Source organism: Vibrio agarilyticus (assembly GCF_012641465.1).
Lineage (GTDB): Bacteria > Pseudomonadota > Gammaproteobacteria > Enterobacterales > Vibrionaceae > Vibrio > Vibrio agarilyticus.
In genome coordinates this window covers 1-19,314 of the sequence record NZ_JABAIK010000019.1, presented here as the reverse complement: position 1 = coordinate 19,314, position 19,314 = coordinate 1, and the positions used below count along the sequence as shown (strand labels likewise).

Sequence of the window (19,314 nt, the reverse complement as noted above, 5' to 3'; positions counted from 1 at the left end):
CTCATGTCTGAAAATTACGATTCATCGAGTATTAAGGTACTTAAGGGTCTGGATGCAGTACGTAAGCGCCCAGGGATGTACATCGGCGACACCGATGATGGCACCGGTCTACACCACATGGTTTTCGAGGTGGTGGATAACTCGATTGATGAAGCGTTAGCAGGCCACTGTAAGGACATCGTTGTTACCATTCACGAAGATAACTCTGTCTCTGTGTCTGATGACGGCCGCGGTATTCCGACCGAGTTGCACCCAGAAGAAAAAGTGTCTGCCGCGGAAGTGATCATGACCGTGTTGCACGCCGGTGGTAAATTCGATGACAACTCCTATAAGGTGTCAGGTGGTTTGCACGGTGTGGGTGTGTCTGTGGTTAACGCGCTATCTGAAAAGGTTGAGCTGACTATCTATCGTGGTGGCAAAATCCACCAGCAAATTTACCGTCATGGCGTGCCGGATGCGCCGCTTGCTGTGATTGGCGACACCGACCGTACCGGTACGACGATTCGTTTTTGGCCAAGCGATCAAACATTTTCTAATGTTGAATTCCATTACGATATTTTAGCGAAACGTCTGCGTGAGCTGTCGTTCCTAAATTCTGGCGTGTCGATTCGCTTAAATGATGAGCGTGAAGAAGATAAACACGATCATTTCATGTACGAAGGTGGCATTAAAGCCTTTGTTGAGCACTTGAATACCAACAAAACCCCAATTCATGACAAAGTGTTCCACTTTAACTTTGAACGTGAAGATGGCATTGCGGTCGAAGTGGCAATGCAGTGGAACGATGGTTTCCAAGAGAACATCTACTGTTTTACCAACAACATTCCGCAGCGCGATGGGGGTACTCACCTTGCTGGTTTCCGCGCGGCATTGACGCGTACGCTAAACACCTACATGGACAAAGAAGGCTATTCGAAGAAAGCCAAAACCGCGACCTCAGGTGATGACGCGCGTGAAGGTTTGACGGCGGTAGTATCCGTTAAAGTGCCAGATCCGAAATTCTCAAGCCAAACCAAAGACAAGCTCGTATCTTCAGAAGTGAAGTCGGCGGTCGAATCGGCGATGGCGGATAAATTGAACGACTTTCTTGCAGAGCATCCAAGCGAAGCGAAAATGGTGTGTTCAAAAATTATTGATGCCGCGCGCGCGCGCGAAGCGGCTCGTAAAGCGCGTGAGATGACTCGTCGTAAAGGCGCGCTCGATTTGGCTGGCCTTCCAGGTAAACTTGCAGACTGTCAGGAAAAAGATCCGGCACTCTCTGAACTGTACATAGTGGAGGGTGACTCTGCAGGCGGCAGTGCGAAGCAGGGGCGTAACCGTAAGAACCAAGCGATTTTGCCACTCAAAGGTAAGATCCTAAACGTAGAAAAAGCGCGTTTTGATAAAATGCTTTCTTCGCAAGAAGTGGCAACGCTTATCACCGCGCTGGGTTGTGGTATTGGTCGTGATGAGTACAACCCAGACAAACTGCGTTACCATAACATCATTATCATGACCGATGCGGACGTCGATGGCTCGCACATTCGTACACTGCTGTTAACCTTCTTCTACCGTCAAATGCCTGAGCTCATTGAGCGTGGCTATGTGTACATCGCTCAGCCACCACTGTACAAAGTGAAAAAAGGCAAACAAGAGCAGTACATCAAAGATGAAGAAGCGATGAGCCAATATCAAGTGGCTTTGGCACTGGATAACGCCGCGCTGCACGTGAACGCAGACGCGCCAGCTCTCGGCGGTGAAGCGCTAGAGAAATTGGTTCAACAATACAACGCGGGTATTAAGCTGGTGGATCGCATGAGCCGCCGTTACCCACGTGCGTTAGTACATGAGTTCATCTACGTACCACGTCTAACGGTAGAGCAGTGCCAAGACGCGCAAGCGGTTGAAGCATGGACTCAGAATCTGGTTGAGCAGTTAAACAGCAAAGAAGTGGGCGCAAGCCACTACAACTTCGAGATTGAGCACAACCAAGAAATCGGTGCTTACTTACCGAAAATCATCGTACGCACTCATGGTGTGACGCATGAATATCGATTGAAAACCGATCTACTTGGCTCGAAAGAGTACGGTAAGTTAGCCGAGCTTTCGGAAGCATTGAACGGTTTGATTGAAGAGGGCGCGTACATTAAACGTGGTGAGCGTACTCAGCCTGTAGTGAGCTTTGTTGAGGCACTAGAGTGGCTTATCAAAGAATCTCGTCGTGGCCTTAGCCTACAGCGCTACAAAGGTCTGGGTGAGATGAACCCAGACCAGCTTTGGGAAACCACGATGGATCCTGAAACCCGTCGTATGATGCAAGTGACGATTGAAGATGCGGTTGGTGCTGATCAATTGTTCACGACATTGATGGGCGATCAGGTTGAGCCGCGTCGTAACTTCATCGAAGAAAATGCACTCAAGGTGGCGAACCTAGACGTTTAGATTGTTTTTTCTTTGCTGGATGCGCTGATTTCGGTATCGAAAGTGCTCACATACACTTGTATGCTGTGCGCTTTCTCCTAGAACTCAGCACATCCCGCGTCGATAAAACGAATCTAATCCCTAAAGGACGTAATAATAAGCACTGCCATTGGCGGTGCTTTGTTGTATCTGGTGCTGCTTGAAATTTAATCAACTAAAAATCAATGAGATGAAAAATAATTGATGTTCACCTCTTGAAAACACCCTAATAGACCTTATATCGTAAGTAACGAGGACGCCACAGTTGGGCCTCGCGACCGTCGGCAACGCTTCGCTCATGAGAGGAAGACGATGCAGATACTTTGTTCAAACCATCACGCCATGTCTGGGCTTATTGCTCGAAACGAATGGCCTGTGATGCGCTTAACCCAACCATTACTGGGTAAGCACTATTGCTTTATGAGGATATTATTATGCGTAATGTTGATTTCACTCCCCTATACCGCCACGCGATTGGTTTTGACCGCCTATTCAATTTGATGGAGGCGGGTAATGTAAAAAATAGCTCTGGTGGCTACCCTCCTTACAATATCGAACAACGTGGTGATAACTACTACCGTATTACAATGGCCGTTGCTGGTTTTGCTCAAGAGCAGTTGGATTTAACTCAGAATGAAAACATGCTGATTGTCAAAGGTGAACGCCCAGCGGAAGAGGGTAAAAATTACATTTACCAAGGTATTGCCGAGCGTAATTTTGAACGCAAATTCCAATTGGCCGATTACGTCAAAGTGATTGGTGCCACCATGGAAAATGGTTTGCTTCACGTTGACTTGGAAAGAGAAATTCCCGAGGCGATGCAGCCACGTAAAATTTCAATTGGTGAGAGCAAGCTGATTGAAGGCCAAGAGTAAGCTATGATGGTATGAGTGAAAAGAGCGCGGATGCGCTCTTTTTTATTGTCTGTAATAAAGGCGAATTAGCCTTCCTGATACGCTTTCGTCACTTCTTCAGCGATAGCGGCTATGCCTTGTTGCATCATCTCATCGCTTTGAACGTAATTCATTCGAACGCACTGCTGAGTATGAGGCCATGAGTCACTTTCTTCTTGGCCGATAAAGAAATATTCACCGGGTACGATTAAGACACCACGCGCTTTGAGTCGGCGATACAACTCCATCGTTGTGATCGGTAGGGCATCAAACCATAGCCAGAGAAAAATCGCACCTTCAGGTTTGTGAATGCGAAAGCGCGGATCTGGGATCGCTTGTTGTAGCCAGGTCACCGCTTGTTGTGCCTTTTGCTGATAAAACGGGCGGATCACCGTTTGGCTTAATGGCAAAATATCACCTTGCTCAATCATGTGCTGAGCAAGGGCAGGGCCGACACTTCCCGGTGCTAGGCTGACAATACCATTCATATTGCTGAGTGCTTCTGTGACCGCTTCGTTCGCAATAACAATGCCGCAACGAACGCCGGGTAAGCCTAACTTAGACAGACTCATGCATAAAATCGTGTTCTCATTCCAAAACGGTTTTACATCCGCAAAAACGATATTTGGAAACGGTAGACCGTAAGCATTATCGATAATGAGTGGGATCTTGTGTTGGCGCGCGAGTGCATCCAGTTTTTTGATCTCATCGTCGGTTAATACGTTACCGGTTGGATTGGTTGGCCGTGAAGCGCAAATGGCGGCAATCGAATCATCGATGGTTAAGGATTCAAAATCGACATGATATTTGAATTGACGCTCTTCAAGTAGCGCAATTTCGGGTCGGTAAGAGACAAAAATATTCTCATCAATACCTGCATCCGCATAACCAATGTACTCAGGTGCCAGTGGCAGTAAGATTTTCTTGTGAGTCCCATCGGGCTGACGACCCGCAAAGAGATTAAACAGATAAAAAAAGCCACTTTGGCTGCCGTTCGTCAGGCTGATGTTTTTCTCACTAATGTTCCAGCCATAGGTATCACGAAAAAGTGAAACAAGGGCTTTTATGAAGGTGTCTTTACCCTGTGGACCATCGTAGTTGGTAAGCGCGGCGATCCATTCACCATTGGCGAGAAGGGTTTCGCTGGCTTTTTGAAAATAGTCGACCATTTCTGGAATTGCAGCGGGGTTTCCACCACCGAGCATGATTGCGCCAGGGGTGCGTAGGCCATCATTTAAGTCATCCATTAACTGGGTGATGCCTGAATATTGATTAAATTTTTCGCCAAAGGTAGAGAACGGCATTTGGGTTTCCTGCTCCAAGAGCGCTGAGGGTTGAGCTAGTATAAACGGTGGTTTTATGACAAAAAAGTCATCTCTTTGAGTAATTACTGTTCAAGGTTGGAATAAAAAACCCAGTGTAATAACACTGGGTTTTATCCCGGCTAACGTAATGCTAGCGCGGTCTTATTTTTGCAGTAATGAGATATCCGCTATCTGCAAGAAAAGATTGCGTAAATCATTGAGTAGCGTGAGTCGGTTGATTTTCAGCGCCTCATCATCCGCCATCACCATGACATTATCAAAGAAAGCATCGACCGGTTCACGCAGATTGGCTAACTGGTTTAACGCGTCTTGATAATTGCCAGTACTGAAGGCGGGCTCGAGTGCTTCGCTCATGACGGCGACATCTTGAGCCAATGCTTTTTCAGCGTCTTCTTGCAGTAGCGCTAAGTTAACGTCACTGGCTAACTGACCTTCAAATTTCGCAAGAATGTTACCAACACGTTTATTCGCCGCGGCCAGCGCTTCTGCTGCGTCGAGTTCGCGGAAGTGTGAAACCGCTTTAACGCGTTGATCGAAATCTGCAGGCTTGGTTGGGTGGCGAGCCAATACGGCTTGAATTGTATCAACGCTAAAGCCTTCATCTTGGTACCAAGCGCGGAAACGCCCTAACATGAACTCAATCACGTCTTGTTCAACGTTATCGTTAGTGAGACGAGCGCCAAAGAGCGATTTTGCTTTTGCCACAAGGTCGACAAGATCGAGGTTGTAACCATATTCAACAATAATGCGCAGCACACCCAGAGAGGCGCGGCGCAATGCAAATGGATCGGAGCCTTTTGGCGCCTGACCAATACCAAAGATACCGACGATAGTGTCTAGCTTATCTGCCATCGCGACAGCAGCAGAGACGCCGTTAGAAGGCAGTTCATCGCCAGCGAAACGAGGCATGTATTGCTCGTTGAGTGCGACCGCAACCTCTTCTGCTTCGCCATCATGACGTGCATAGTGCATGCCCATCACGCCTTGGGTTTCGGTAAACTCAAACACCATCGAGGTCATTAGATCGCACTTGGCGAGTAAACCCGCACGTTGTGACTTTTCAACATCCGCGCCAATTTGCTCAGCAATATAGCCCGCAAGCTCAGTAATGCGGTCGGTTTTATCTTTAATCGTACCCAGTTGTTTTTGGAAAATAGCGTTTTCCAATAATGGCAGACGGTCAATCAACTTGCTCTTGCGGTCGGTATTGAAGAAAAACTCTGCGTCGGCAAGGCGAGGGCGCACCACTTTTTCGTTACCTTCAATAACGTAGCGAGGTTCTTTTGATTCAATGTTGGAAACAAAGATAAAGTTTGGTAGCAGTTTTTTGTCTTCACCGTACGCATAGATAGGGAAGTATTTTTGATCGCCCTTCATCGTGTGAACCAGAGCTTCTGCTGGCACCTTCAAAAACGACTCTTCAAAGGTTGCAGTAAGCACGACGGGCCATTCAACCAAAGAGGTCACTTCTTCAACTAAATCGTCATCCAGATCTGCGATACCACCAATGGCTTCGGCCGCTTTTTGCGCATCGGCAAGGATGATCGCTTTACGGGCCTCATAATCTGCCATTACTTTGCCACGCTCGAGCAAAATAGCCGGGTATTGATCGGCTGAGTCAATCGTGAATTCACGTTCACCCATAAAGCGGTGGCCACGAATCGTGCGAGTTGAGTGAACGCCTAAGATCTCACCTTCAATTAGGTCCGATCCCATCAGCATGGTGAGGGTTTTGACTGGACGAATGAATTGCGTGGTTTTGTTGCCCCAACGCATCGGTTTGGCGATTGGTAAGCCAGCAAGTGCTTTGGCTGCCAATTCAGTAATAATCGCCGCAGTGGCTTGTCCTTTGACTTGCTGTTTGAACAGTAACCACTCGCCCTTATCTGTGATCATGCGCTCAGCTTGGTCCACCGTGATGCCGCAACCACGAGCCCAGCCCTCAGCGGCTTTGGTCGGGTTGCCGTCTGCGTCAAAAGCGCCCGCAATGGCCGGGCCACGCTTTTCAACCAGTTTGTCGGCTTGTTGCTCGGCAAGTGATGCCACTTTTAAGGCTAAGCGGCGAGGCGATGCGTACCAAGTGACGCCTTGATGCGTGAGTTCAGCGCTGTTTAATTCATTTTCAAAATTACGAGCAAACGCTTCAGCCAGGGTGCGTAACTGAGTTGGTGGTAGCTCTTCTGTGCCCAGTTCAATTAAAAATTCTTTGGCCATCTTTATTTCTCCTCATCCTTTTGGCACATCGGGAAACCAAGGGCTTCACGTGATGCGTAATACGCTTCTGCTACTGACTTGGTCAGGTTACGAATGCGTAGGATGTAGCGCTGGCGCTCTGTCACCGAGATGGCTTTGCGCGCATCAAGCAAGTTGAAGGCGTGTGCCGCTTTTAGAATGCGCTCATAAGCCGGAAGAGGCAGTGGCTTTTCAAGTGCTAATAGCGTCTGACACTCTTTTTCACATTGGTCAAAGAAAACGAATAGGAAATCGACATCTGCGTATTCAAAGTTGTAGGTCGATTGTTCCACCTCGTTTTGGTGGAAGATGTCGCCATAAGTGACTTTGCGACCGTCTGGTGCAATGTTCCACACCAAGTCATACACCGAATCCACTTCTTGAATGTACATTGCAAGACGTTCGATACCGTAAGTGATTTCACCGGTCACTGGCTTACATTCAAGGCCACCGACTTGCTGGAAGTAAGTAAACTGGGTCACTTCCATACCGTTCAGCCACACTTCCCAACCTAAACCCCATGCGCCAAGCGTTGGGTTTTCCCAGTTGTCTTCAACGAAGCGAATATCATGCACCAGTGGGTCAACACCAAGCACTTCCAGCGAACCTAAATACAACTCTTGAATGTTGTCCGGAGAAGGTTTTAACGCCACTTGGAATTGGTAGTAGTGTTGCAGGCGGTTTGGGTTCTCACCATAACGGCCATCGGTTGGACGACGAGACGGTTGTACGTACGCGGTCGACATTGGCTCTGGGCCAAGTGCTCGCAAGCAAGTCATTGGGTGAGATGTCCCAGCGCCGACTTCCATATCGAGAGGTTGAACAATGGTACAGCCTTGTTGGGCCCAATAATCCTGCAGCGCGAGGATCATACCCTGAAAGGTTTTGATATCGAATTTTTGCATAATGTGTCAGGTTCGCGCGGTTGTGCTCATTGTGATGGATTAAGACACGAGAACGTGGCCAATCGGGCACAAAGAGTGACTAAATGTGAGTGAAAATAACGTTTAAGTATACCCAGATATTACCTAAGGGAGTAGCGCTAATGTTGAATAATCATCCGGCTTTTTAGCAAATTTCGTGTTATCCCCGTTCTACTCAAAGCTGCAGTGTTGTTGGCTGGCTCTCACGAACCTCATCACTAAGCCCATCTATGCTCAGAGGCTTTACTCGTTTGCCGCCGACCCGCTTCTTCAAGTGGTTTGAGTATAAATAAAGGCACAAAGTGGGTCTGAGCTTGTGATTCGAGGATTAGGTGAATAAAATAGCGCCGCTTTTCAATGTTGTTTGGCTGAAAGTGGCGGCAGTTATACAGCAATAAATTGATGATTTCTCCGTCCGTTGTGAGCCTTTCGTGAGCGTGTTAGCCATTTCAATTACCACTGTTGCTTTAGCCGAAATTGGTGATAAAACTCAACTTCTTTCACTGCTGTTAGCCAGCCGTTATCGTAAGCCATTACCGATCATTGCCGCGATTTTTTTTGCCACTGTGGCAAACCACGCATTGGCAGCATGGCTCGGTGTGGTGGTGGCAGATTGGTTGTCGCCCGAAGTGTTAAAATGGGCTGTTGTCGTCAGTTTTGCTGCGATGGCAGCGTGGGTATTGATCCCCGATAAACTGGACGAGAACGAATCTATCTCGAATCGCGGTCCTTTTGTGGCCAGCTTTATTGCATTCTTTGTCGCTGAAATTGGCGATAAAACTCAAATTGCGACCTCCATATTGGGCGCGCAGCACGCACAAGCGCTGACGCTAGTGATACTCGGAACCACGGTGGGCATGTTAATTGCCAATGTTCCTGTGGTGTTAGTGGGCAAATTATCGGCAGATAAATTGCCTTTGGGATGGATTCGTAAAATCACTGCTTTGCTGTTTGCGGGCTTAGCGATAGGCGCGGCGGGCTGGCTTTAGAAAACGTCGAGCATGAGTGAAAGTTGCTCGAGCGCTATTCACCCTCTACCCTTGGAACAGGCGCGATTTACGTTGCTTAGACAAATGTGCTCGCCGTCAAAGAGCGCAACTATTTTGTCGCTGACGTGAGCGCTGACCTATTTGTGTTGCCAGCGACATGCTAGCGTTGGTTAATGCGCTTAAGTTGCCTCATATCTTGCGGTTGCTTAAGTATAAACACCAAGAGGATACGTACCATGCTAACACGTTATATGGGTATGAGTGCCAAAAGTCAGAGTTATCTGTTTACCTTTGGGTTGGCTCTGACCTTTTTGGGTATGATGCTAACCGACATGTGGTTGCCAATGGTAGCCGGTGCGATTGTTCTGACCGGACTCTCTGTTGAAGCTTGGATTCGAGTTGCGCACATTATGCCGATGCATGATGAAATGCGCGCAATGCGGCAGCAATTGAAAAAATTGGAAGCTGAAGTTCGTAGCATAGAATACGACCGTCAGTAAGCCTCACGGTATTGGGCTAAAGCCCTTTCTTAATCACATATTGGTAGGGCAAGGTTTCAATTTGCGATGCCATAAGCTGGTGATCCATAAAACGACAAAAGCTTGGAATATCTCGCGTCGTTGATGGATCATCTGCAAGCACTAACAGCGTCTCTCCCTCTTTCATCATTCGAATTGTCTTCCTGACCATCATTACGGGCTCTGGACAGCGTAATCCCTGCGCGTCTAAGGTCTGAGTCACTTGATTGATATCTAAAGTCATCGGTTCATCTCTTGGTCATTCGCGGCAAATTTTAAGGTCGTGGAAAAAATATGCAATATCCTCTTGGCAAGAAGAGTAAAATGTTTTACTTTTAATTAACAACTTGGTAACAATTCAAATTAAAGTCAAGCTGGCAATTATGATTGCCGCCTTGGCTGATGATGAGACCGGTTATCGACAGTTTCTTCAAGACACTTCATTCCGACACTATCCCCATTTTCTTGGGCTTCCCCGCCGAAAGGCGGGATTTTTTTGCGCTTATTTCACGTAGAATGGTTATATTGCCGTTTCATCGATTTCGTTTTGAGTCATGCTTGCGCTCCTGCAGAGCTTGGGGCATCTTGCACTTATCAGTCCAATCAAAAGAGTGAGAGTCATGGAGCTGGAAGAAGTTTATCGTCGAGATTTGAACCTGCTGGTGGCCTTACGGGTATTAATTGAAGAACGCAGCGTCAGCAAGGCGGCGCATCGTTTGAATTTGAGCCAATCGGCGATGAGCCGAGTATTGGGGCGTTTGCGCCAATTATTGAACGATCCACTTTTTACGCGTCAGGGGCAGCGGCTGATCCCCACAGAAAAAGCACGCGAGTTTGATCGCGCGCTCAATGAGCCTTTAGAATCATTACGCCAAATTTTGTCACCGCTCGAATTTGACCCTAAAGCGTGCTCTCAAACGTTTACGATAGCGACCACCGACTACGCAATGCAGACTATTTTGCCCTTTGCTTTACCGCGTATTTATCAGGAAGCGCCCAATGTCTCATTTAACTTTTTGCCTTTGCAACATGACCGCTTAGCCGACCAGCTCACCTATGAAAATGCCGATCTGGCGATTTGTCGTCCGACAGGGCCCGTTGAGCCATTGCGTAGCGAAATCTTAGGCCGTGTTGGCGTGTTATGTATGGTCTCCAAGCAACACCCACTGGCAGATCAGCAAATGCGTCTGCATGATTACCTCCATTATCCACATGCCATGATTGCGATAAGCGATGGTGTGAAGGCATTAATTGAGCAAGCTTTGGTCGATAAGCCGTCAAGACGAATGGTGCTGCGGGCCTATCATTTAGAAGCGGCGCTGGCGATTGTAGATATGTTGCCGATTATTATTACGGTGCCAGCAGACTTGGCCTATCTGGTAGCAGAGCGGTTTGATTTGGTGGTGAAGCCGTTGCCGTTTCAGTTCACGCCGTTTGATTATTCGATGATTTGGCATGCTCGCTGTGAACACTCACCGGCGCAGGAGTGGCTTCGCTCTGTGGTGCGCGAAGAGTGCAGTCGTTTAATTGCGAAACGAATTGAAGATATGGGCTTGAGCGCGGAGTAACATACATATACCCAAACAACGTGAAGATGCCGATAGGCGGCAAACGAGCAAAGCCGCTGAGCACTTTGTGAACATAGACTGGCTATAGCCCTTAGTTTTTCAAAGAAAAGCGCTGCAACTTCAAGTGGGACGGGTATAAAAAGGAGCGATTTTTACCGCTCCTTTTTCATCTGTTCTCGTGTGAGATTAACTTAGCGGGAATATTAGAGTTTTATCACGACACGTCCAGTCACTTGACCGCGGGTGATTGCTTCGGCGTATTGTGGCGCTTGCTCTAATGTGACCTCGGTACACGCTTGGTCAAAGTAATGTTCTGGCAGTAACTCAATTAAACGATCCCATGCGGCAATGCGTTTCTCAATTGGGCACATAACAGAGTCAACACCTTGTAAGCGGACATTGCGCAAAATAAACGGCATTACCGTGGTTGGCAGGTCAAAACCTCCAGCCAAACCACAAGCGGCAACAGCGCCGTTGTAGTCCATCTGCGCTAATACTTTTGCTAAGACCTTACTGCCAACGGTATCGATAGCGCCAGCCCATAGCTGTTTTTCAAGCGGACGAGCCGGAGCTTCCAGTTCGCTGCGTTCAATAATGCGGCTCGCACCCAGTTTTTCAAGCAGTGGCCCGTTCTCTTCTACTCGACCGGTAACCGCTGCAACGTTAAACCCGAGCGAGTGCAATAAAGTGACGGCGACAGAGCCAACACCACCGCTTGCTCCTGTGACTAAAATCTCACCAGATTGTGGTGTCAGCCCTGCATCGAGTAAGGCTTGAACGCAGAGCATGGCGGTTAAACCTGCGGTTCCAACCATCATGGCTTTTTTGCTATCAATGCCTTTAGGCAGTGGCACTAGCCAATCGGCTTTAAGTTGAGCACGTTGTGCCATGCCGCCCCAGTGGTTTTCTCCTACACCCCATCCGGTCAGTACGACAGCATCGCCAGTTTGATAGCGTGGATCATCAGAGCGGATCACGGTACCCGCAAGGTCAATCCCCGGCACCATTGGAAATTCGCGAATGATCTTTCCTTTGCCGGTAATTGCTAACCCATCTTTATAGTTTAGTGATGAGTAGTCGACATCAATGAGCACATCTCCCGCGGGAAGTTGGGTTTCATCAATGTGTTCAATGCGCGCTGTGGTACGGTTATCTTCTTGATTAAGGATCAGAGCTTGGAACATGGGTTATCTCCACAAATGCAGTGCTGAATTTATTTTTGACTAAGTGTAGTGGCTTGTTGTGAATGAAAAAAATGAAACTTTATCATGTTAATGATGCGTTTAACGCATAGCTTGTAGGATTGTGATGCGTCAAATGCAAGCTGTGGTGGTGAATCGCAAAGGTAGTGACGCTACCCTTGCGATTTTACGTTATCAGTTTTGTCTGTTTAACGAGGTTTATTCACCATTGACTGAGCGTTCAAACACAGTCGCGATCCCTTGACCTAACCCGATGCACATTGCCGCGAGGCCATAGCGGGCATTTTTTCGCTCCATGATGTTAATCAGCGTGGTAGAGATGCGCGTGCCCGAACAGCCTAGTGGGTGGCCAAGCGCGATAGCGCCACCGTTAAGGTTCACTTTTTCTTCCATTACATCGCTAAGTCCTAAGTCCTGAATACAGGGTAGCGCTTGAGCGGCAAACGCTTCATTGAGCTCAATCGCCTCCATGTCATCGATGGTAAGTTTGGCTCGCTGTAACGCTTTTTGGGTTGCCGGTACTGGCCCATATCCCATGATTGCCGGATCGCAGCCTGCGATAGCCATAGATTTTACCCGCGCACGAATGGGCAGGTTGAGTTGTTTGGCTTTGTTCTCACTCATGAGAAGCATAGCGGATGCGCCATCGGAGAGGGCTGATGACGAGCCTGCGGTCACACTGCCTGTCATTGGGTCAAAAACCGGACGCAAAGTGGCTAAGGTCTCGATTGTGGTTTCGGGACGAATCACTTCATCGTGTTCGAGAACAAAAAGCGAACCGTCACTTTGATGACCGGGCGTGGCAACAATTTCGTTAGCGAAATAGCCTTCAAGGGTGGCGGTATGCGCCCTCGCATGCGAACGTGCAGCAAAGGCATCTTGACGTTCGCGAGAGACGTGGTGCAACTTCGCTAACATCTCTGCTGTTAATCCCATCATTCCAGCCGCTTTCGCCACATGTTTGGATAAGCCGGGATGAAAGTCGACGCCATGCGTCATCGGAACGTGGCCCATATGCTCAACACCCCCAACCAGACAAATTTGCGCATCTCCTGTCATAATCGCGCGAGTCGCATCGTGCAGCGCTTGCATCGAGGAGCCGCACAGTCGATTGACCGTTACGGCACCAATACCTATTGGTAAACCGGCCAGCAACGCGGCGTTACGAGCAATGTTAAACCCTTGCTCTAAGGTCTGTTGTACGCAGCCCCAATAAATGTCTTCAATCTCATTTGGGTTCACTTGAGGGTTACGCGTAAGTATGCTTTGCATTAAATGTGCGGAGAGATCTTCGGCGCGAGTATGGCGAAACGCGCCGCCTTTTGAACGGCCCATTGGGGTACGAACACAATCGACAATCACAACGTGGTTCATGGTGCACTCCTTTACAGTGAACTGTGTTGCTGCGCGGCATAAAATGTCTCGCCTTGCTGCGCTTTTTCAATAATGAGTGATGGCAGTTGATAAAGTGCGCCAAGATCTCGGTGGTTTTGTGCCATTTCGATATAGGCGGAAAGGCCCAATTTATCGAGATAACGAAACGCGCCGCCTTGGTAAGCGGGGAAGCCTAAACCATACACTAGTGCCATATCCGCTTCGGCGGGCGACGCGATAATCTTCTCCTCTAGGCATAAGATGACCTCGTTGAGCATTGGGATCATCATGCGCTCAATAATGGTTTGATCTGAAAAGTCTTGATGGGATTGACAGATTGGGGTTAACAGTGAGTGAACGCTTGGATCGAGTGACTTTTTCGGTTTGCCTTTTTTGTCGGTCTGGTATTGATAGAAACCGGCCCCAGATTTTTGACCAAAGCGTTTGGCGTTAAACAGTGCGTGAATAACATCGTTCTGATCATGGCTCATGCGTTCAGGGTAACCCTGCGCCATCACAGCTTGTGCATGATGAGCCGTATCAATGCCAACCACATCGAGTAGATACGCAGGGCCCATTGGCCAACCAAACTGCTTTTCCATCACGCGATCGACTTGAGCAAAATCGGCTCCATCGCGCATCAACTGGCTGAACGCGGCGAAGTAGGGAAAGAGCACGCGGTTGACAAAAAATCCGGGGCAGTCGTTCACAACAATAGGTGATTTGCCCATTTTTGCCGCATAGGCGACAACGCGCTCTATTGTGTTGTCGTCGGTATATTCACCGCGAATGATTTCGACCAGTGGCATGCGATGAACCGGGTTAAAAAAGTGCATGCCGCAAAATCGTTGTGGGTTGGCGAGAGATTTTGCAAGATGATTGATTGGAATTGTCGAAGTATTTGACGTGATAATAGTGGTATCAGGTACTTGTTGTTCGATTTCAGCCAGCACGGTTGATTTTATTTTGGGGTTCTCGACCACAGCCTCAACGACGACATCGACATTCTCAATGCCTTGGTAATACAAAGTTGGCGTGATTGAGGTTAGAATTTTGGCCATGGATAAGCCATCAATTTTGCCTCGCTCGAGACGTTTATTTAATAGTTTCGCCGCCTCGTTCATTCCCAATTCTAGTGCTTCTGGTGCAATATCTTTTAACGTGACAGCAACGCCTTTAAGTGCGGACTGGTAGGCAATGCCGCCTCCCATGATGCCGGCTCCAACGACGGCAGCGCGATGGGTTGTTGGCGCGTTTTTTTGAGCCTGTTTGGCAAGCCCTTTGATGTATTGGTCATTGAGGAAAAGCCCGACTAAAGCACTCGCTTCCGATGATTGTGCGAGTGTAATAAAATGCTCACTCTCAATAGTTAGCGCATCATCGCGGGTACAATTTGCCGCCGCTTCGATAGCCAGTACGGCTTGCATTGGTGCGGGATAGTGAGGGCCTGCTTTTTGAGCAACGAGGGCTTTTGCTGTTGTAAAGCTCATGCTGGCTTCGAGAGCACTCAGTGTCAGTTTTCCGAGTTTCTGACGACGACTCGCGCGCCAATTGACTTTCTCTTCAATGGCGAGCTTGAGTGTGCCTAATGCACTGGTGATTAATGCCTCTGAATGCACCACAGCATCAATTAACCCAACACGCTGCGCCTCATCAGCAGAACAGGCTTTACCTTGAGTGATGATTTCCATTGCACTGTCTGCGCCAATAAGTCGCGGTAATCGTACGCAGCCACCAAACCCAGGCATGATGCCAAGTTTTACTTCTGGTAATCCGATGCTGACGCTGGTGTCGGCGACACGAAAATCAGTGGCAAGTACACACTCACAGCCACCGCCGAGCACATAACCCCGCAAGGCCGAAATGGTTGGAATGGGTAACTGTTCTAGCTTGCAAAAAATGGCATTGGCGTATTTGAGCCAACTCATCAGCTCTTCTTTTGGTTTGGCAAATAAACCTAGAAACTCAGTAATATCTGCGCCAACAATGAAATTGTCGTGTTCGCTAGTCAGTATTAGCCCTTTGAGTTCAGTCAGAGTACTGAGCTTATCGAGGGCTTCGCTCAGTGCGTTGAGCGTGGCTAAATCAAGTTTGTTTATGCCGTTAGGTGAGCAAAACTGCAATTCGGCGATGCCAGGGTCAAGCCATTTTAACTGTAGGGTGGGGGTTTGATAAATCATTGTCGTTCTCCATAACCCAATGGGTGTTGGCGAGCGCATAGGGTTCCATTGCGCTCTATCCCTGTCTTACTTGAAGTTTTAGTACTTTTTATTAACAAAACAGTTTGTTAACCAAGCAAAGAGCGCACAACAATCTTTACACAAAGCAAGGTGTTGTCGAAAGCTTTGAGCATTTGTTGTTTGGGTATATCTTCAAGTGATTTGGGCATACCTTCTTTTTAACTATGTACGTTACTGGATGAAATACTCTGGTTAGACCAGTGAAAATAGTCTGGACGTATAAATCAGCTTTTTCAATACACCGGAGCAACATTTATTTAACATTGTGGTTGGGTTAACGACTTTTGGCTTCGAATGGGGTGGTTATTCTGCATTCGACACTCTCGTGTTACACTGCCGCATCACTCTTAACTATCCAGCCCATGAATCCATCACCTTATTTGATCCCTAAGCAACCGGCTATTTATGAAGAAGAGATAAAAAAAAGCCATTTCATCACTTATTTGGCTCATACGCCTTCAATTGAAAGCGCTAAAGCATTTGTTGAGCAGATCAAAATGAAACATCAGGACGCTAGGCATAACTGCTGGGCTTTTGTCGCTGGGCGACCTACCGATTCAATGCTCTGGGGGTTTAGCGACGATGGTGAACCATCTGGTACGGCTGGGAAGCCTATTTTGGCTCAGTTGACCGGTTCGGGTGTGGGGGAAATTACGGCTGTGGTAACACGATACTATGGCGGTATTCGTTTAGGCACAGGCGGATTGGTTAAAGCGTATGGCGGTGGCGTGCAACACGCATTAAAGCAGTTGGTGACAGTAGAGAAAATCATTACTTCGTCATTAAGACTGCGTTTTGAATACAGTTTTATGCCGCTAGTTCAATCACTCATGAGTCAGCTCGAGGTAAAAGAAAATATGGCTCATTACAGTGATATAGTCGACATTATTGTTGATATTGATGCACGTTGCGTCGATGAGTTTACTCAAGCAATCATTAATAAAAGTGGTGCGAGAGTCACCGTTGAGTCGTTAAAGGAAATTTAACGTTATGCCCCTAGTTAACTTTGTGCCTATTTATTCATGCAATTTCGCTCCATAATTCGAATCGTTGGGCTTTTGCTCGCTCTGTTTAGTGTCACTATGCTGGCGCCTGCGTTGGTTGCGTTGATTTATCGCGACGGTGCGGGTGTGCCTTTTGTTCTCACATTCTTTTTTCTTTTGCTGTGTGGCGCCATTTGTTGGTTCCCTAATCGTCATCATCGACATGAATTAAAGTCTCGTGATGGTTTCCTGATCGTCGTGCTGTTTTGGACTGTATTGGGCAGTGCGGGCGCTCTGCCTTTTTTGCTCTCAACGTATCCGGGACTGTCAATCACCGATTCTTTTTTTGAGTCATTTTCAGCATTAACCACCACTGGCGCTACAGTCATTGTCGGATTGGATGATCTGCCTAAAGCGATCTTATTTTATCGCCAGCTACTGCAATGGTTTGGTGGAATGGGGATCATTGTGCTTGCAGTGGCCATTTTGCCGATCCTTGGGATTGGTGGTATGCAGCTTTATCGCGCAGAAATCCCTGGACCGGTGAAAGACTCCAAGATGACGCCGAGAATTGCCGAGACAGCGAAAGCACTGTGGTATATCTATTTAAGTCTCACCATTGCATGCGCTTTGGCTTTTTGGCTAGCAGGAATGACACCATTTGATGCGATTGGCCATAGTTTTTCCACCATTGCTATCGGTGGCTTTTCCACATATGACGCGAGTATTGGGCACTTTGATAGCTATGCAATTAACATGATCACTGTGGTCTTTTTGCTCATTTCAGCCTGCAATTACTCGCTGCATTTTGCGGCGTTTGCATCTGGTGGAGTACATCCTAAATATTATTGGCGAGATCCTGAATTTCGGGCGTTTTTTGCGATTCAAGCATTGCTGTTTTTAATTTGTTTTCTCATGCTGCTTGAGCACCACACTTATGACAGTGTTTACGATGCGTTTGACCAAGCGCTATTTCAAACTGTATCGATTTCAACGACAGCTGGGTTCACCACCACAGGCTTCTCCGACTGGCCACTTTTTTTGCCGGTTTTATTGTTGTTCTCGTCGTTCATTGGAGGGTGCGCAGGATCTACAGGTGGCGGCATGAAAGTGATCCGCATTTTACTGCTGACATTGCAAGGCGCTCGTGAACTCAAACGATTGATTCATCCTCGCGCTGTTTACACGATAAAAATTGGTGGGAGTGCATTGTCGCAACGTGTTGTTGATGCAGTATGGGGGTTTTTCTCTGCTTATACTTTAGTTTTTGTTGTGTGTATGTTGGCGCTTATCGCAACAGGGCTTGATGAGTTGAGTGCCTTTTCTGCGGTTGCAGCGACATTGAATAATTTGGGGCCGGGTCTAGGGGAGGTTTCATTGCATTTTGGCGAAATCAACGATCCCGCCAAGTGGGTCTTAATTATTTCAATGCTTTTTGGGCGCTTAGAAATATTCACGTTATTGATTTTGCTCACGCCAACGTTTTGGCGGAGTTAACATCGGTAGTTTACTTTGAGGAACTAACAGTGAAAAAAGCACTGTGTCTCTATTCCAGTCGGGAAGGACAAACGCGCAAAATATTGGCATTTATTCAGGAACAATTACCTGAGTATGATTTTGACATTCTTAACCTTCATGAGCATCCAACAGTCGAATTTTCACGCTACGATAAAGTGCTGGTGGGCGCATCAATTCGTTATGGTCATCTTAATAAAGCGCTATACCAATTCATAGCGCGCTATTATCGTGAGTTGACGCAAGTGAATGCCGCCTTTTTTTGCGTCAACCTAACCGCAAGAAAAGAAGCACAAGGAAAAGATACACCAGAAGGTAGTGCCTATATTCGAACCTTTTTAAGTAAATCTCAGTGGCAGCCAAAAATGATTGGTGTGTTTGCTGGGGCGCTGTATTACCCTCGCTATGGTTGGTTTGACAAGATGATGATTAAATTCATTATGACAATGACAGGGGGAGAGACAGACACCAATAAAGAGGTTGAGTACACTAACTGGGAAAAAGTCGCCATTTTTGCGAAACGCTGGAGTGAATAGTGTGCTTTTAAGCCGTTTGGTGTGAGAAATAGGCAAAATGGGTAAAAATATAAAAAAAGTATAAAAAAGGGTTGCTAACACGATCTCAATCCCTATAATGCCACCTCACTGACACGGCAAGCGTTCAAAGCTCTTAAGAGTGAGAAACTCAAACAGTGTACAGTCGCCAAGATAGCCAAGCAAATTGCTTGAAAAAGTTTTGAAAAAAGTGGTTGACACGAAAACTTAACTCGCTAAAATGGCCGTCCGTTCTGAGTAAAGCGAAGAACGAAAGCTCTTTAACAATATAAACCTATCAATCTGTGTGGGCACTCGTTGATGATAATCCAATTAGAAACTTCTCTTATATAAAGAGGGGCTTCAAATTCGATTTCAATGAACTGAGTGACCAATTCAAGTTGGAAATCAGCCTTGAGCTGTTTTGTTTCACTTTTTTAAAAGTGAAAGCCAATAAGAGCACAGTCAATTCACTATCGAAAGATAGAATCAGTATTCATTGAGTCACAAAAAACTTTAAATTGAAGAGTTTGATCATGGCTCAGATTGAACGCTGGCGGCAGGCCTAACACATGCAAGT

The 19,314-nt window shown here is 47.2% G+C and carries 15 protein-coding genes and 1 rRNA gene; 9 read left to right on the top strand and 7 right to left on the bottom strand.

All coding sequences use genetic code 11. The features are described from left to right. Positions 1-3: 3 nt before the first annotated feature. Positions 4-2,421 (top strand): DNA topoisomerase (ATP-hydrolyzing) subunit B, encoded by a 2,418-nt coding sequence (gyrB, locus tag HGP28_RS15665; protein ID WP_168837416.1) that lies wholly within the window; start codon positions 4-6, stop codon positions 2,419-2,421. Positions 2,422-2,873: 452 nt separating this feature from the next. Then, on the top strand, positions 2,874-3,314 hold the full coding sequence (locus HGP28_RS15660) for an Hsp20 family protein (protein WP_168837415.1): 441 nt from the start codon (positions 2,874-2,876) through the stop codon (positions 3,312-3,314). Positions 3,315-3,379: 65 nt separating this feature from the next. Here HGP28_RS15660 and HGP28_RS15655 read toward each other — a convergent pair whose 3' ends face one another. The 3 genes from HGP28_RS15655 to glyQ form a co-directional block, all read right to left on the bottom strand. Then, positions 3,380-4,636 (bottom strand): valine--pyruvate transaminase, encoded by a 1,257-nt coding sequence (locus HGP28_RS15655; RefSeq protein WP_168837414.1) that lies wholly within the window; start codon positions 4,634-4,636, stop codon positions 3,380-3,382. 162 nt (positions 4,637-4,798) lie between these two features. Continuing rightward, positions 4,799-6,871, bottom strand: a complete 2,073-nt coding sequence (gene glyS, locus HGP28_RS15650) for a glycine--tRNA ligase subunit beta (RefSeq protein WP_168837413.1) — start codon at positions 6,869-6,871, stop codon at positions 4,799-4,801. 2 nt (positions 6,872-6,873) lie between these two features. Next, entirely contained in the window at positions 6,874-7,794 is a 921-nt protein-coding gene (glyQ, locus tag HGP28_RS15645) for a glycine--tRNA ligase subunit alpha (RefSeq protein ID WP_168837412.1), read from the bottom strand. A 449-nt stretch (positions 7,795-8,243) separates the two neighbouring features. Between glyQ and HGP28_RS15640 the strand changes: the two genes are divergently transcribed. After that, positions 8,244-8,801, top strand: coding sequence for a TMEM165/GDT1 family protein (locus HGP28_RS15640; protein ID WP_168837411.1), 558 nt, complete (start codon positions 8,244-8,246; stop codon positions 8,799-8,801). Positions 8,802-9,037: 236 nt separating this feature from the next. After that, positions 9,038-9,301, top strand: coding sequence for a hypothetical protein (locus HGP28_RS15635; RefSeq protein WP_168837410.1), 264 nt, complete (start codon positions 9,038-9,040; stop codon positions 9,299-9,301). A 16-nt stretch (positions 9,302-9,317) separates the two neighbouring features. Here the strand turns inward: HGP28_RS15635 and tusA are convergent, their stop codons facing one another. Next, positions 9,318-9,563 carry a sulfurtransferase TusA gene (gene tusA, locus HGP28_RS15630; RefSeq protein WP_168837409.1) on the bottom strand — a complete coding sequence of 82 codons (246 nt, stop codon included), beginning with the start codon at positions 9,561-9,563 and terminating at the stop codon, positions 9,318-9,320. 376 nt (positions 9,564-9,939) lie between these two features. On the opposite strand from tusA, the gene HGP28_RS15625 reads away from it, so the two are divergent. Next, positions 9,940-10,887 (top strand): LysR family transcriptional regulator, encoded by a 948-nt coding sequence (locus tag HGP28_RS15625; RefSeq protein ID WP_168837408.1) that lies wholly within the window; start codon positions 9,940-9,942, stop codon positions 10,885-10,887. 203 nt (positions 10,888-11,090) lie between these two features. On the opposite strand, the gene acuI is transcribed toward HGP28_RS15625, so the two are convergent. The 3 genes from acuI to fadB form a co-directional block, all read right to left on the bottom strand. Next, positions 11,091-12,071, bottom strand: coding sequence for an acrylyl-CoA reductase (NADPH) (gene acuI, locus HGP28_RS15620; RefSeq protein WP_168837407.1), 981 nt, complete (start codon positions 12,069-12,071; stop codon positions 11,091-11,093). A 216-nt stretch (positions 12,072-12,287) separates the two neighbouring features. Further along, complete coding sequence (gene fadA, locus HGP28_RS15615; protein WP_168837406.1) at positions 12,288-13,463, bottom strand: acetyl-CoA C-acyltransferase FadA; 1,176 nt, start codon at positions 13,461-13,463, stop codon at positions 12,288-12,290. An 11-nt stretch (positions 13,464-13,474) separates the two neighbouring features. Then, positions 13,475-15,643, bottom strand: a complete 2,169-nt coding sequence (gene fadB, locus HGP28_RS15610) for a fatty acid oxidation complex subunit alpha FadB (RefSeq protein ID WP_168837405.1) — start codon at positions 15,641-15,643, stop codon at positions 13,475-13,477. A gap of 422 nt (positions 15,644-16,065) precedes the next feature. Between fadB and HGP28_RS15605 the strand changes: the two genes are divergently transcribed. The 4 genes from HGP28_RS15605 to HGP28_RS15590 form a co-directional block, all read left to right on the top strand. After that, the gene (locus HGP28_RS15605; protein ID WP_168837404.1) at positions 16,066-16,689 is read left to right on the top strand and encodes a YigZ family protein; all 624 of its coding nucleotides are present in this window, start codon (positions 16,066-16,068) and stop codon (positions 16,687-16,689) included. 36 nt (positions 16,690-16,725) lie between these two features. After that, positions 16,726-18,183 (top strand): TrkH family potassium uptake protein, encoded by a 1,458-nt coding sequence (locus HGP28_RS15600; RefSeq protein WP_168837403.1) that lies wholly within the window; start codon positions 16,726-16,728, stop codon positions 18,181-18,183. Between the two features lie 29 nt (positions 18,184-18,212). Beyond that, the gene (hemG, locus tag HGP28_RS15595; protein WP_168837402.1) at positions 18,213-18,737 is read left to right on the top strand and encodes a menaquinone-dependent protoporphyrinogen IX dehydrogenase; all 525 of its coding nucleotides are present in this window, start codon (positions 18,213-18,215) and stop codon (positions 18,735-18,737) included. Between the two features lie 515 nt (positions 18,738-19,252). After that, positions 19,253-19,314: ribosomal RNA gene (locus tag HGP28_RS15590) — 16S ribosomal RNA — on the top strand; the annotation flags it as partial.